Origin of the sequence: Neorhizobium vignae (assembly GCF_000732195.1) — a bacterium.
GTDB lineage: Bacteria > Pseudomonadota > Alphaproteobacteria > Rhizobiales > Rhizobiaceae > Neorhizobium > Neorhizobium vignae.
Genome location: NZ_JNNU01000008.1, coordinates 1 through 13,858, shown reverse-complemented (window position 1 = coordinate 13,858; position 13,858 = coordinate 1). Strand labels below are relative to the sequence as shown.

Sequence of the window (13,858 nt, the reverse complement as noted above, 5' to 3'; positions counted from 1 at the left end):
GTTTCACCGGTTCAGTTTGCCGGTCGCGGCTCTCCAGATGCCATAAGCTGGGTGAATGTCTGCTGCTGTCCGAGCCAGGTCTGATAGTCCGCCGCTTCCTCGACGACGACTGTCCCGCGCATTTGCGCATGGCCGATGCCGCAGAGCTCGGCACAGAGAATCTCGAAGCTTCCAGTCCGTGTCGGCGTGAACCAGAAATAGGTGATCATGCCGGGGATCATGTCCATCTTGGCGCGGAATTCCGGCACATAGAAATCGTGGAGGACGTCGATGGAGCGCAGCAATATGCGCACCGGCTTGCCGACCGGCAGATGCAGCTCGCCGCCCTCGATGATCACGTCATCGAGGCCGCTTGCATCATTCTTGTTCAGCCCGAGCGGATTTTCGGGGCTGACGTCGCGCGTCTCCGCGCGGCCGAGCTTTCCATCCACGCCCGGCAGGCGGAAGCTCCACAGCCACTGCTGGCTGACGACCTCGACCGGTACGGCATCGTCAGGCACCGTGATGAACTGGTTCCACACCACGAGGCCGGGCGCCAGCATCGCCGCGACGCCGACTGCCGTTCCTCCTCCCAGCAGCAATTCCAGCCTGCGGTTTTCAGGCTCGTAGGCCGCCCGGTTGCCTGGCTTGTGCCGGAAGCGGAAGACGCAATAGGCCATGAACGAAACCACCGCCACGAAGACGATGCCGGTGATCCAGAAAGTGATGACGAGCGTGCTGTCGATATAGGTCCAGTTGGAGGCGATCGGTGTCCACCACCACGGGCTCAGGACATGGAACAGCACGGAGCCGACAACAATCAAGACGAGAATCAGCACAACAGCCATTTCCGCCCCTCCCTGAGCAGGTCGACCGTGAAACCGCATTCCGCAAAAAAATACCGGGTTATTATCGCACGAATGGAAAAGATCGGCAATTACTGCAATTTAGGCATGTCTAGCAGGTGGCCTCTCGGCCGGTTACTGGGAATATTGCTTGAGATAGGCGATGAGATTGGTGATCTCCTGCTCGTCCTTCACGCCGACGAAGGCCATCTTGGTGCCCTTCACCTTCGCTTTTGGATTGTGCAGATAGTCGCGCAGCGCCGCCTCGTCCCAGACAAGACCGTCGTCTCCGGCCGCCTTCATCCCGGTCGAATAGGCGAAATTGGGATGCGTTCCGGCCTTGCGCCCGAACAGCTTGTTCAGCGACGGACCGACCTTGTTTGTATCGGAATCGACGACATGACAGGTCGCGCATTTCTTGAAAACGGTGGCGCCCGCCGTCGCATCGCCTTCCTGAGCCCGGGCATCAAACGGCGAAACGGCGACGATGGACGCGCCGATCAACAGAACAACACGATAGGTCATGGCAAACCCCATCCTCCTCAAGGTCGCCCAATCGCCACATCAGCCATCGTCATCTTCGCGCGGATATGTTTGCGATTGCTAAAAAGTAGTCCTTCGAGTTGGTAAGTCAACCGGTCCCACAGGGGCATCATCAACTTAACGAAACGTGGACGTCGATGTGAGATGACGGGCCATGACAGATCGTGACCCACTCTACCGCCGCCATCGCTTTGCCCCCGAGATCATCGCCCATGCTGTCTGGCTCTATTTCCGTTTTCCTCTCAGCTTGCGGATGGTCGAGGACATGCTGGCGGCGCAAGGGATTATTGTCTCGCACCAGACGGTCCGGCTGTGGGCAGAGAAATTCGGGCGGGCCTTTGCCAGCGAGATCCGCCGCCGCTCAGCCGGTCGGGTGGGTGACAAATGGCACCTCGACGAGGCCGTCGTTTCGATCCGGGGTAAGAAGCACTGGCTCTGGCGCGCCGTCGATCAGGACGGTTTCGTCCTGGAGGTTCTGGTGCAAAGCCGTCGCAATGCCAAAGCGACCAAGCGTCTGATGCGCAAACTGTTGAAGGGCCAAGGCCGCGCGCCGCGAGTGATGATCACCGACAAGCTTCGATCATACGCTGCAAAGCGTGAGATTATGCCAAGTGTCGCACCGTTCGCATAAAAGCTTGAATAATCGGGCGGAAAATTCCCACGAGCCAGTCCGGCGACGGGAACGGATCATGAAACGCTTCAAGTCACAGCGCCATTTGCAGCGCTTCGTCTCCATCCATGATCCAATTGCCAATCTGTTCCAAATCCCCATACACGACATCTCCTCCAGTAATCATCGCGGACTACGTTCAGAGGCGATGAACCTGTGGGCAAAAATCGCTCGGGCATGAACCGCCGCGGTGCAAACGGGCTACGACTGCCCCACGCCAATTAAGTTTACGATGCCATCCGTGCGGGTTGTGCAGTGAGTTTCACGGCCTGTCGTTCGACCAATCCTCATGGCCGTGCCGTACGCGCACGATCAGGATGTCGCCGCTCTCTTCGATCGTATAAACAACCAGATGAGCCTTGAATGGATGAACGCGAACTGGCGGCGAAATTTCTCGCCGCTCCCGTGCCATGCGAGGATTGCCGGCAATCAGGTCGAAAATGGCAAATAGTTCATCGTGATATTTTTGCGCTTGAACCGGCCCCAACAGCACCAAGCCATCCTCGGCAATGCGGACAACATCTTCTTCCGCTTCTTCCGTGAGGCGAAAGCCCATCGTCAGTTGCTGCGAGAAGCTTCAGCGCGCGCCAACGCCGCCGCGAAAAGCTCGTCCTTCGACCGCTTGCCAACGCCGCTCTTCAAACCCTCATCGACAAAACGCTGCATGGCGGCGATCTTGTCATTTCGCTCCTGATCCCTGCGGATCAGGTCACGGACATAATCGCTGGCATTGGCATAGCGACCCGTCTTCGTCTGGGCTTCCACCCAGTCCTTCATGGGGTCGGGTAAGGATACATTCATCGTGGCCATATGGTTCTCCGTGCCCCCAGTATGGCCCACTTTGGCAAAGTTTGTCAAATTCGAGCGCCAGTAGAGAAACACTTGTGATCGATTTTCTTTAGGCAACTTCGTCGGGAGCGTTTTCCGCCATATGATGCCCACTGTCGATACCATACCGCAGCACGATCCGGTCACTCCAATCTGACGACGGGTTCGCAGGGTCACCGTAGAGGCTCTCCATGTCGTCTTGCAGTGACCAAAGAACCCCTACTGGGCATTGCAAACGTCGCCCCGCTTTCTTGTCGCGTTCGTCATCCTCGTAATCAAACTCAAGCCCCGCTCGATAATCAGCGAGCATGCCGCGTACCACTTCAGGGTTTCGGGTAGCGGTGAGGTAATCGAGGTTATTTTCTGGTCCAATGGCGGCTCCTGCCGGATACCACAGGTCAGGATGAGCATGGATTGCTGCTTCTGCCTTTTCGCTCTGCGCAAAGAAGAACCAGTGCCACCAACTCTTCGCGAGCGCCAGTCTGCGCGGCTAAGGGCTTCGTAGATCGGAACACCGTCCATAACGACCAGGCCAGCTACGCTCTCAGGAAAGTCCATTGTCAGCCGGAACGCGCGATACGATCCACGGTCGTGCCCCACGACACCGAACTTTTCGTGCCCGAGGCTTGTCATGCACTCGTGTAGTGCCGCTGCTTTTGCCTTTCCCGAACTATCCGCAAGTGTTCTCGGCTTATAACTTCGCCCGAAACCTGGCATATCCGCGCAAACGACGGAAAAATATGGTGCGAGCTGAGGAGCGACTTTCTACCAGGTGGTATGTGTCCTTGGGTGTCCGTGCAGTAGGAGGATGGGAAGCCGGACCCGCCATGGCGAACACGGATCTTGCCATACGATGTCGTAATAAGGCGTTCAGTGAAATGTTCAAAAAAGTCGGCCATATCTCTCCTTGAACATGTACGCCACAGTTATGGCCGCGGCCCGACGACTGATGTAGCCACCCTTGGACAGGGCAGGCCGGTCGCGGTGTTATCAATGCTTGAGCATCACCTAGGGCTCGGGTGCTTGATCGGCGATCTCCGCGACGAAGGCGCTTTGACGGTGGCCGCTCGACCCTTCGGGTCGGCGGCCAGATTATATATTAGATCATGATCTCGCCGCCCGTCACCGGAATGACAGCTCCCGTCATGTAACTGCCGAGATCAGAGGCGAGCAAAACGTACGCGCCTGCAAGCTCTGCCGGTTGGCCGGCTCGGCCGATCAGGGTATTCTCCCCAAACTTGGCGGCCTTTTCGGCCGGCATGGTCGAAGGGATGAGCGGGGTCCAGATCGGCCCTGGTGCGACCGCATTCACGCGGATGCCTTTTTCCGACAGCATTTCGGCCAGACCCGCAGTGAAGTTTGATATCGCACCCTTGGTCGACGCATACGCTAACAGCTGTGGAGACGGCTGCCGCGATTGGATCGAAGTCGTATTGATAATCGAACTGCCGGGCCTCATGTGAGGAACGGCAGCCTTTGAAAGGAAGAACGGCGCGTAAATATTAGTACGAAAGGTTTCATCCCACTCCTCGGCCGTGATGTCCGCGATGTCGGCATAGGTTCGCTGGAACGCTGCGTTGTTCACAAGAATATCGATGCCGCCGAGTTGATCGACGGCGCGCTGTACGAGATCCTTGCAGTGTTCTTCGGATTTGATGTCGCCAGAAACGACAACAGCCTTGCGTCCGGCCTCCTCGACCCATTTGGCGGTATCGCGTGCGTCCTCATCCTCGTTCAGGTAGGAGATGACCACATCTGCACCTTCACGAGCAAAAGCGATGGCGACGGCCTTGCCAATCCCGGAATCTGCCCCGGTGATGAGAGCAGCTTTGCCAGTCAGCTTGCCATCCCCCTTATAGGACTTTTCTCCATGATCAGGAACCGGCTCCATTTCGGCTGTCTTACCCGGCGGCTCTTGATGCTGTTCCGGATACGGCGGAGTAGGGTGTCGAGTGTCTTCCATCATTTCTCTCCTTTGAGGCGTCAGCGCGATAAATCTTGAAGAGGGCTCGCGGTTCCACCGAAGGATTTCTGGCGCGGCCGGGAACAACAGCCGGTGGCCGTGCTTTCTGAAACAAGTCCGCGTCACCTAACCCTCGTTTTGGCGCGGGCATTTCGAAATTGGTCGTCAATGCTTCATCACCTCGTTCCCGAACGCACCCATGGTTTTCTTCCCCTTGAACAGTATGCGGCTATCGGAGATGGACGTTCAGTCGCTCTCATCGGAGCGGATGGTTCAATCGACTGGTGGTGTGCTCCAGAGATGGATTCGCCGCCGCTCTTCAATCGCATGCACGACCGCGATGGTGGACGCTTCTCGATTACCCCGGCGGAGCCCTTCAAGATTGAGCGACGGTACCGGGAAAACAGCAATGTTCTCGAGACGACCTTCATTACCGAAAAGGGATGCGCGCGGGTCACAGAATCCTTGAACAGCGGGGTCTCGGGGCGTCTTCCGTGGTGTGAACTTGCGCGCCGGATTGAAGGTCTGTCGGGATCGGTCGAGTTTCAGATCAGGCTCAATCCAATCTGTGCCCGCGGAGAGGTCATCCGAGCAGATCACCCGAATGCAAAAATCCGCTACATCGGCGATCTCACAACGACCTTCTGCCATGATGACCAGGTCGAGATCACGTTGGATACTGACGATCACACCGAAGCGACTTACGTCACAACTGAAGGGCAAGGAACATGTATCGCGCTGCTAGTCGCCGATCGTGCCCCGCTCGCGATACCGCGCCAGTCCGACATAGATGCCCGCATTGATCTGAGCGACGAAGAATGGAAACGGTGGGCGGCTCAACTTACCTACGATGGACCGTTCGCCAGCGATCTGTTTCGATGCGCACTCTCGCTGAAATTTCTGCTGTTTTCGGAAACCGGTGCGATCGCTGCCGCTGCGACCGCAGGTCTTCCCGAGCGGATTGGCGGTGACAAGAACTATGACTATCGCTTCGCCTGGGTGAGGGACGCAGCATATACGATCAAGGCGCTGCTGCGCGCTGGCGCCCTTTCCGAGCCCATCGCTGCATTCGGATGGCTGGTCCGTGCGATTGAGGCCGATGGTCCGGAGCCTAAGGTCGTCTACACCTTGCGCGGAAACGAGGTGCCAGACGAAGAGGTGATCCAGGTGCCGGGCTATCTCGACTCATCGCCTGTAAGACGGGGAAACCGTGCAAAGCAGCAGCTGCAACTGAGTTGTTATGGCGATTTCCTGGAGACAGCATCCCTGTTTGCAAAGATGGGTCACGTACTGGATCCTGCGGCATCGAAGCTCCTGGCCCGTCTGGCGGACCAGGTGATCTCGCGGTGGCGCCTGAAAGATTCTGGGATCTGGGAACTAGACGATCAGCAGCATTACACCTTCTCCAAGATCGGTTGCTGGCTGGCGCTTGACAGGGCCGTAAGGCTTGCGGATGAAGGGCACATCGAGGGCCGACGTCGGGACGCCTGGTCGAACGAGCGCGATTTAATCCGCGACTGGATCGACGAAAACTGCTGGTTGGCCGAGAAGCAGGCGTACTCGTTCTACGCTGGCACGGACAGGCTGGACGCTTCTCTTCTGCTTGCCACACGGTTCGGTTTCGATCGCGACGACCGCCTACGCTTGACCCGTCAGGCGATCGAGCGGGAGCTTGCGGTCGGGCCGCTCGTCTATCGCTACTCCGGCGCTGCGCAGGAGGAGGGAGCTTTCGTCGCCTGCTCATGTTGGTTGGTCGAGGCCTATGCGTTCCTCGGCGAGGTGGACCGCGCTGAGCAAATGCTTGGCGAACTCCTGGAACCGCTTGGGAACAACTTCGGCATCCTCAACGAACAGATTGATCCCGCGACAGGTGCGGGCCTCGGCAACATGCCGCAGGGGCTTAGCCACCTCGCACTCCTCCACGCCATATTCTCGATACAGGAGAACCGCACATGACCGTCGAACTTCTCGACTATGACCTGCCACTCAGCCAACTCGGCGAAGGCGCTCACTGGAACAACCAAGACTCGACACTTTATTGGGTCGATATCGCCGGGCAGACAGTTCACACCTATCAATTACCCGACGAAGTCCATTCGTCATGGCGGCTTTCGACGGAGTTAAGTTTCGTGTTCTCGCTTACGGATGGCCACCTTTTGGTGGCCTCAGTGACGGGGCGTACGACTTCGACCCTAGAACCGGCGACGAAACACCGATTGCTTTACTCGAGCTCCCCCGCCACCATCGCTTGAATGACGGCAAGCCGGATCCTGCCGGGCGACTGTGGGTCGGGACCATCAATACCGCCGACGAGCCGCGCGACACTGCTGCACTTTACGTGCTGCGGGATGAGCGTTTGGAGGAAGTCGAGGGTGGCTACGCGAATGCCAATAGCAAAGCCTGGAGCCCCGATGGTGCCGTTATGTATCATGCACACATTAGTCGTGGGGCCATATGGGCGTATGACTACGATGTCGAAATAGGCACGCTGTCCAACAGGCGGATATTTTTCCAGCATGAAGACTGGAACCCAGACGGCCTCTGTACAGACCCACATGGAAATCTTCTCGTTGCAGTCTTCGGCGGCGCCCGCGTTGAGGTCTACTCCCACCGCGGCGACCGCTTGCGCGACATTCAATGCCTGCTCCGAACGTGACGAGCTGCGATCTCGCAAATGACGGACATTGTTCGTGACCACGGCTTTTGACGGGATGTCATCGGAGGCTCGGGATAAGGCACCAAAGTCCGGTTCTATCTGCAAATCGCAATATCCAGCAATACCATGCCTCAGCTTCGGTGCTCCATAATGTTGATTGAGGCCAGCTTGGAACTCTGCTTCCTGAAAAAGGTTTTTCTGGACGTCCAGCGTCGTGGGAGAGAGTAGACATGCGGGTATTGAAAGACAATGGGCTGACGATCGTTCTGTTGGCACTGACCATCGCGACCGTTACCGGAATGCTCTTGACGGGATGGAAGGTCAACAATGAAGAGATTGTCCAGCATGGCGGCGCGGCACTTTCTCTCGAAAGCTATGCCGTGTCAGGACACTTCCTCTCTGCCATCTTCGAGAACTGGGAAAGCGAATTTCTGCAAATGTCTGCATACGTGATATTGACGGCGATGCTCTTCCAGCGGGGTTCTGCAGAATCGAAAGATCCGGATCAGAGTGCACCTCAGGATGAAGATCCAGCGGGTCAGGCTAACCGGCCAGACGCCCCGTGGGCCGTACGGGTGGGTGGATGGATACGAACGCTCTATTCCTATTCACTGGGCATATCGCTTGCCCTGCTCTTCCTCGCCACTTTCATTCTTCATCTTCGCTACAGCGCTTTGGCCGAGAACGCGGATGCCGCCATGCACGGCGAACCGACGCAGTCGATCACGGAGCATCTTGCCAGCGCACAGTTTTGGTTTGAATCCTTTCAGAACTGGCAATCCGAATTCCTGTCGACAGCGGTGATCGTCGTGCTTTCGATATTCCTTCGGTTTCGTGGATCGCCCGAATCCAAGCCGGTCGCCGCTCCGCATTCCGAAACCGGTAGCTAGCCGGACCGCGTTGCTCTTTACGCCGTGAGAAAGAATCTGAGTTCCTTGCTAACGGTTTCAGCATCCTCGCGTTGAGCGAAGTGGCCGACGTTCTGAAGCAGAATGCGATCGAGGGGACCAGTGAATTTTTCGATGAGCCTCTCGGATACCTTGTGGATTCACGTCATCATCCTGACCTTGAATATAGAGAGCAGGGAGCGTCGGTAAGCCGGTTTCCTTCATCCGCGCTTCCAACCAGATACTTTGAGGATCCGGTTTGGCTTCGCCCCATCTCGACCGGTGACTGTGGAGTGTCACCCTGAGCCAGTCGGGGTTTCCAAACGAAGCAGAGACAGCCTTGAACGTAGCCTCGTCGAACCAGCCAGCGGGGCTCCAGTTATCCAAATGCAGTCTGGTGAAGCCTACCCTGTCACGTGCGACGGCGTTGGCACCTTGCTCGATTGCCATAAACCAAAGGGTACCAGTCTCGTTGAGCCTGTTTGAACGATGGCGCGGATGTTTTGCCTAGTCTGGGCGGACTAGCAGGCATTGCGATCCTCGTGATTCGGTCCGGCCAGCCGACGGCGAGAGCCGCGGCGATGTTGGATCCCCAATCGTGCCCGACGACGGCAAACCGGTTGATCCCCAGGCCGTCCGTGCTAACAAAGCGATCGCATCCATGGCAAGTATGCCGCCATTGGCGGTTCGCGGGACCCGATCGTTTAGGAAAACTGTTCCGCCTAATCCCCGCAACGTCGGGATCACGAGCCGCAGCTTTTCATCGGCAAGCTTTGAAATAACCGCATTCCAGGTGGAGGCGTCGTCGGGCCAACCTGGAGAAACAGAACGGGATCACCACCGTGTTTTCCAAATTCGTTAAACTCGATCCGTAGGTCCACAGTTTCCAGATGCGACGTCATCCAGCCTCCCCAGTTCGCGGCTGCGGCGTTGCTTCATGAAGAAGGAAGCACTAATTCGGCCGCTTTCTCAACGCCGATGGGCCTTCCGAGTTCCTTCCTGAGGCGGACCAATCAGTAATGGTTTGGCCATCGCGCGGCACTTCGAACGATTCCAGGGGATTGCCGGTCACCCGACGCGGTCCGCTCGAAACTTTCTCACTCTGGTTGCCGACCCACAGGTTTTGTCCGAACACCAGCGGCGGTGGCCACCGCGGGACAGATCTAGGAATAGCCAGCCGCAGTTTCGCCCGTGGCAAATCCGAACGGGACGGCGCTGCTGCCGAGACGTGAGGAGTTCTGCGGCCGATAGTGCGATCCGGAACGTGATGTCGGTCATGGACGCAGGTGGCACATGGGTCCAAATAACGCCGCCCTCTTTGGCTCGAAGTTTTTGTCTTGCAGCCCCCTGTGCACAAGCGCTGCTGAGAAAGTCGAGATCAGCCTCGAGCGGGGCAGCATCTCGTTCCTCTCCCCCGAAGATCCTATGCAGGATTTCTCTCAACTTTTTGGCGTTTTCGAGTTCGACATCTGCCGCTGCAGGTCCGGCCTGTGCCTCCTTGAGCAATGAAGCGTGTTCGCTCCGATCGATCAGATCGACTCGAAGCGCCCAATCAGCAAGATCGGGATACGAGACCAGATAGTCTGGTCCCCACTTGTCCCCGCGGCTATCGACCGTGTTGACGAGGTCGAGCGCGACGTGGCCGCCCAGCAGGTTGATATCATCGATTGTCTTAGGGGTGCTCATCGCCACAATATCGTGTCGGGGAACGATTTGAGCAAGAGTAGGTTGTAACGGTATAAATAAGAAATAACCGTTACACGATCGGCCATAACATGCTCCATGCTCCGAACAAAAATCATTTTCGTTTCTTGATGCTGTGCATCATTTGGGGAAGCACGTGGATCGGCACAAAGGCAGGCATAGAATTCGTGCCCCCGCTCGTGTTCGCCGGTACACGATTCACCGCCGCAGGTGCATTGCTGCTTCTCTATGCCCGTGTGAAGGGAAAGACGCGTTTTCGATCTGAAGATTGCCCCCGTCTATTTGCCGCGAGCGTGCTGATGATCACGATGTGCTACGGCCCACTTTTCTGGGGCATGCAATATATCGAAACCGGTACTGCTGCAGTTTTGGAAATGTCGCTGACACCGATCGCTCTTTTGTGTTTCGCTTTGTTGCTCAGAGAGGAAGTCCTCAACCGTGGGCGCATGCTCGCGATAGCACTAGGGGTCGCAGGCCTTACGGTGCTCTTCTGGCCCACGGCGGCTCCTGGCGCAGCGCATATGCAAGATGTATTTCCAGGTTCAAGCATTATGGGAGGCTTGGCAGTTGCGTCCGCGGCGTTTACCTACGGGTATGGGTCGGTGCTTGCACGCCCGTTGCTTCGAGCATATCCGGCATTGCAGGTGGCAGGTATCACGACGTTGATCGGAGGGATTGGGCTTCTTGTGATCGCGCTAGTCATCGAGCCTGGCGCGGTCTTGGCGCTCTCCGGCGACTGGGGGCTGACTGCCTGGGCGAGTTGGTTTTTCCTGGTGATTATGGGCTCACTGATTGGTTACACGACCTACATGCGCTTGCTACGGGACGTGGGGGCATCAAGAGCGGGTGCCTATGCATTTGTCTCGCCTGTAATAGCGGTCGCACTTGGAGCGATATTCTTCGCTGAACAGGTTACTTTTTTCGATGTCGTCGGAATGATGGTTATGCTCAGCGGAGCATATCTTGCGATGGCCGATGCACCGAAGTCTAAACATACTGTCACCGAGGGGTAACAGGGTCCAGTATCAACCCCGCTTTTCCTCGACTGGCGCCGAGCCACCGCCGGTCGAAAGCTTTCGTTTTGCGACCCATTGTGTCGACATCTGAGTGAGCCGTCTGGCCTGCGCGGTACGACGGCTATAGACGCATTCCTTTTATTTGACCCATCCGCGTGCATCTCGACGCTGTCGGCGACAATCGGATCGAGCTCGCCAGCGATCAGCACGGCTGGAGGCAACTCGTGCGAGGTGGGATGCAAAGGGCCGTGCTTAAGGTATGTGGGAAGAGACGGCGATAGACCTTGAAGTTTCAAAGAGCAGATGGATGGCATCTCAGCCGGAGATGTTGAGGGCGGGAATGCTCGATACCATTATCCGTTCATGAACACAGATCAAAGGCGCTCGATTTCGGTGACGCGCACGACAATCTCGTCCTGATCGAAACGAGCTTCTAGCTCTTCGCGATAAGCCGCCCACCACGACCGATCAAGTTCATCGCTCATAACTTCGGCGACCACAATTCTATCAAGCTCCACGTCGTCATCATCTTTCCAAAGACCCTCGGCTGGAGCATTCGTGTGCAGCGTAAGTCCACCAAACCGTCTGGTGAGCTCATCACGGACGAGTTCGAAATTGGCCTGGTTGCGATGCTCATGGCGGGCGGGGAGAAGAATTTCGATCAGGTAGCTCATGCACCCCTAACTGCCGACCAGACAGCGAGTTCCGCTCGCGGCGCCGCAGTCGATCGAGCCGTGCCATAAACGCTGCCACCCTTTGGAGCCGATGATGCTAAAGCAACCAATCCAGCGATGTTCGCAGCCGCTGCGGCGCGTCGTGGTCGAAATATTCCCCGTGGCTGAAGATCACCCTGTTCGGCTCGAGGGCTATGAGTTCGCGGGCTGAGGTCTCAGGAGCCTTGCGCTTCAGGCGAACAATCGCCCTCAAATATATCGGAGCTCGTTCCTGCGCACCTTTCATCTTCGAAAACAAGCGCATCATAAACGACTGGTAGCGGTCGTCGAGGCGGCCACCAGCCAGGGTATGTTCGATCGAAAGGAACTTTGCGCGTTCGCGTTTCAGCGCACCAGGATGCCGAGACTGTCACGGATGCGCGACAACCGGATTTTCCAATCGTCTCACGGATGATGCATTCCTCTCCCTCACTGGTTACAGCGCAAACGAGGTTCTTGGGAAAAACTGCCGTTTTCTTCAGGGGGAGGCGAGTTCAAACATGGCCGTCGCACAGATCCGTGTCGCAATCAGCCGGCGCAGCGAAACCACGATCGAAATCTTGAACTATAAAAGGACGGTACTCCCTTTTGGAACCAATTGCATAAGATGGCCGGCATCCAGAGGGCAGCGTGAACCGATCTTCGAGTTTATCCTTGGAAGCGAACTTACGCATCAAACCACTTGAACAAATGTCGAGTTGCTCAGGCAGCTTGCTGGAAATCAGCCGGCAGGTTTGGGACGCGCCGGGGGCTTCGCCTTTTTCGGCGCACTTATTCCAAGCTCGCGATTCAGCTTTTTCAGCGCCACCTTGCGCGTCCGACGGATGCCTTCCGCCTTTTCACGAGCGCGTTTCTCAGACGGCTTTTCATAATGTTCCCGGAGGCGCATCTCCCGGAACACGCCTTCCTGCTGCAATTTCTTCTTCAGAAAGCGCAAAGCCTGATCAACATTGTTATCACGCACCAGAACTTGCAAGCCCTACTCCTATATAATCCCGTGGGCATCCATACGCGGATGGTCGGCCTCTGGCAATATTGCACCGTGGGCGAGAGGAAGGGAACGACCATTTTGGTAAGACAGGTACTAGATATCGCCAACGCCGGGGTTCCTAGAGAGTACGAACAACCCTGCGCTCTGAGGTCCGCCAGGCGAGGCGCCACCTCATCATAGGCGTGGCCCGTAGGAGATCCATGGCTCAGGACCACCGGCCACCCTCGGGATGAACCGGGTTCAAGACAGGCAATTTCCAGAGTGTCCGCTTTCATTGTTCGCTTGAAGATTCTCGCTCCGGGATTGCTCAGTACGCACTTTCTCTACGCGCGCCTGCCGTTTGCAGCGGCTTGGTTGCCCTTTCAGTACGCCGAAGAGTTGCTGTTCAACGACTGTTGCGAAATTGGAATGGCAGGCCCTCGTCGTTTGAGTTAAATCAAGCGCGGTGGAGATCCGGCCAAATACCCGCTCAGTTCCCCGCGGATAGTCAGAGCGACCCGTGTTGCCTGTCGAGGGTGCCGAGCTCCAGTTGCGGTAGGGTTTCCTCCCGCGAGTACATGGTCAGGACTTCGACCCGGACCGAGAGACCGGATCTGTACCGGGGTTTAGCATCAATGTTTGACCTGAATCGCGGTCGCCGTATCCAGCGCAAATATGGAGGTCTCGGATATGCCCACCACATCGAACAGGGAGACCGTGACTTGATCAGGCGAGCGATTGCCCAACCCAAGAGCCACAGCAGTCGTCTGCAGGTCGAGCACCACATCGGCCGCTCGTACCAGCTCTGAAATGAACTCGTTCGTCATGCTAATGCAGTGTGTCCTTATCGGGCACCATATCCACCGCGTTCATGAAACCGGCCAAGGTGTCGGCGCTATCTTGAGGAAGGTCGAAATATGGCTTCCCGCCGATGATCACCGTTCTGCCGGTCGTGGTGTCGAATATCTCCCACGTAAATTCTCCGTCCTTGCGGATGTCGAAGCGTGATCGGGCCATCGTGGTCAAAGTCTTGCCCTCTGGCGGCGGTAGGTGATTGGTGTTGGAAGAGCTTCATGTGCCTGGG

At 57.0% G+C, this 13,858-nt stretch carries 15 protein-coding genes and 3 pseudogenes; 6 read left to right on the top strand and 12 right to left on the bottom strand.

The window, feature by feature from the left end:
• Nucleotides 1–11 precede the first annotated feature (11 nt).
• On the bottom strand, nucleotides 12–827 hold the full coding sequence (locus GQ59_RS14845) for a cytochrome c oxidase subunit II (protein ID WP_037082541.1): 816 nt from the start codon (nucleotides 825–827) through the stop codon (nucleotides 12–14).
• Between the two features lie 132 nt (nucleotides 828–959).
• Nucleotides 960–1,349 carry a c-type cytochrome gene (locus tag GQ59_RS14840; RefSeq protein WP_037082539.1) on the bottom strand — a complete coding sequence of 130 codons (390 nt, stop codon included), beginning with the start codon at nucleotides 1,347–1,349 and terminating at the stop codon, nucleotides 960–962.
• A gap of 172 nt (nucleotides 1,350–1,521) precedes the next feature.
• Between GQ59_RS14840 and GQ59_RS14835 the strand changes: the two are divergent.
• Nucleotides 1,522–2,218, top strand: a pseudogene (locus GQ59_RS14835) (IS6 family transposase).
• 81 nt (nucleotides 2,219–2,299) lie between these two features.
• Here the strand turns inward: GQ59_RS14835 and GQ59_RS14830 are convergent.
• The 4 genes and pseudogenes from GQ59_RS14830 to GQ59_RS14815 all read right to left on the bottom strand — a co-directional run bounded on the left by GQ59_RS14830 (nucleotide 2,300) and on the right by GQ59_RS14815 (nucleotide 4,831).
• Nucleotides 2,300–2,593 (bottom strand): type II toxin-antitoxin system RelE/ParE family toxin, encoded by a 294-nt coding sequence (locus GQ59_RS14830; protein ID WP_037082536.1) that lies wholly within the window; start codon nucleotides 2,591–2,593, stop codon nucleotides 2,300–2,302.
• A 2-nt stretch (nucleotides 2,594–2,595) separates the two neighbouring features.
• Nucleotides 2,596–2,847 (bottom strand): type II toxin-antitoxin system ParD family antitoxin, encoded by a 252-nt coding sequence (locus GQ59_RS14825; protein WP_037082535.1) that lies wholly within the window; start codon nucleotides 2,845–2,847, stop codon nucleotides 2,596–2,598.
• An 88-nt stretch (nucleotides 2,848–2,935) separates the two neighbouring features.
• Nucleotides 2,936–3,764 (bottom strand): annotated as a pseudogene (locus tag GQ59_RS14820) (alpha/beta hydrolase).
• A 200-nt stretch (nucleotides 3,765–3,964) separates the two neighbouring features.
• On the bottom strand, nucleotides 3,965–4,831 hold the full coding sequence (locus tag GQ59_RS14815) for an SDR family oxidoreductase (RefSeq protein WP_167336302.1): 867 nt from the start codon (nucleotides 4,829–4,831) through the stop codon (nucleotides 3,965–3,967).
• Nucleotides 4,832–4,996: 165 nt separating this feature from the next.
• Between GQ59_RS14815 and GQ59_RS14810 the strand changes: the two genes are divergently transcribed.
• The 3 genes and pseudogenes from GQ59_RS14810 (at nucleotide 4,997) to GQ59_RS14800 (ending at nucleotide 8,374) form a co-directional block, all read left to right on the top strand.
• Nucleotides 4,997–6,784 (top strand): glycoside hydrolase family 15 protein, encoded by a 1,788-nt coding sequence (locus GQ59_RS14810; RefSeq protein WP_037082531.1) that lies wholly within the window; start codon nucleotides 4,997–4,999, stop codon nucleotides 6,782–6,784.
• Nucleotides 6,781–7,484: pseudogene (locus GQ59_RS33570) on the top strand (SMP-30/gluconolactonase/LRE family protein). Before GQ59_RS14810 ends, GQ59_RS33570 begins: the two are co-directional and overlap by 4 nt.
• Before the next feature lie 230 nt (nucleotides 7,485–7,714).
• A complete protein-coding gene (locus GQ59_RS14800; RefSeq protein ID WP_037082528.1) occupies nucleotides 7,715–8,374 on the top strand; it encodes a DUF6766 family protein in 660 nt (219 codons plus the stop codon).
• Nucleotides 8,375–8,783: 409 nt separating this feature from the next.
• On the opposite strand, the gene GQ59_RS33405 is transcribed toward GQ59_RS14800, so the two are convergent.
• Both GQ59_RS33405 and GQ59_RS31095 read right to left on the bottom strand, forming a co-directional pair.
• Entirely contained in the window at nucleotides 8,784–8,954 is a 171-nt protein-coding gene (locus GQ59_RS33405; RefSeq protein ID WP_341872392.1) for a hypothetical protein, read from the bottom strand.
• A gap of 485 nt (nucleotides 8,955–9,439) precedes the next feature.
• Nucleotides 9,440–10,057, bottom strand: coding sequence for a CGNR zinc finger domain-containing protein (locus tag GQ59_RS31095; RefSeq protein WP_084683160.1), 618 nt, complete (start codon nucleotides 10,055–10,057; stop codon nucleotides 9,440–9,442).
• Nucleotides 10,058–10,146: 89 nt separating this feature from the next.
• Between GQ59_RS31095 and GQ59_RS14785 the strand changes: the two genes are divergently transcribed.
• Nucleotides 10,147–11,088 carry a DMT family transporter gene (locus GQ59_RS14785; RefSeq protein WP_037082519.1) on the top strand — a complete coding sequence of 314 codons (942 nt, stop codon included), beginning with the start codon at nucleotides 10,147–10,149 and terminating at the stop codon, nucleotides 11,086–11,088.
• Between the two features lie 377 nt (nucleotides 11,089–11,465).
• On the opposite strand, the gene GQ59_RS14780 is transcribed toward GQ59_RS14785, so the two are convergent.
• Nucleotides 11,466–11,765 carry a hypothetical protein gene (locus tag GQ59_RS14780; RefSeq protein WP_037082517.1) on the bottom strand — a complete coding sequence of 100 codons (300 nt, stop codon included), beginning with the start codon at nucleotides 11,763–11,765 and terminating at the stop codon, nucleotides 11,466–11,468.
• A gap of 356 nt (nucleotides 11,766–12,121) precedes the next feature.
• Here GQ59_RS14780 and GQ59_RS31090 point away from each other — a divergent pair, with 356 nt between their 5' ends.
• On the top strand, nucleotides 12,122–12,490 hold the full coding sequence (locus tag GQ59_RS31090) for a PAS domain-containing protein (RefSeq protein ID WP_280114048.1): 369 nt from the start codon (nucleotides 12,122–12,124) through the stop codon (nucleotides 12,488–12,490).
• Between the two features lie 35 nt (nucleotides 12,491–12,525).
• On the opposite strand, the gene rpsU is transcribed toward GQ59_RS31090, so the two are convergent.
• From rpsU to GQ59_RS14760, 3 genes are all read right to left on the bottom strand, one after another.
• The gene (rpsU, locus tag GQ59_RS14770; protein WP_037082514.1) at nucleotides 12,526–12,780 is read right to left on the bottom strand and encodes a 30S ribosomal protein S21; all 255 of its coding nucleotides are present in this window, start codon (nucleotides 12,778–12,780) and stop codon (nucleotides 12,526–12,528) included.
• A gap of 626 nt (nucleotides 12,781–13,406) precedes the next feature.
• Nucleotides 13,407–13,601, bottom strand: coding sequence for a hypothetical protein (locus GQ59_RS14765; protein ID WP_037082513.1), 195 nt, complete (start codon nucleotides 13,599–13,601; stop codon nucleotides 13,407–13,409).
• A gap of 1 nt (nucleotide 13,602) precedes the next feature.
• A complete protein-coding gene (locus tag GQ59_RS14760; RefSeq protein ID WP_037082512.1) occupies nucleotides 13,603–13,791 on the bottom strand; it encodes a hypothetical protein in 189 nt (62 codons plus the stop codon).
• Nucleotides 13,792–13,858: the final 67 nt, after the last annotated feature.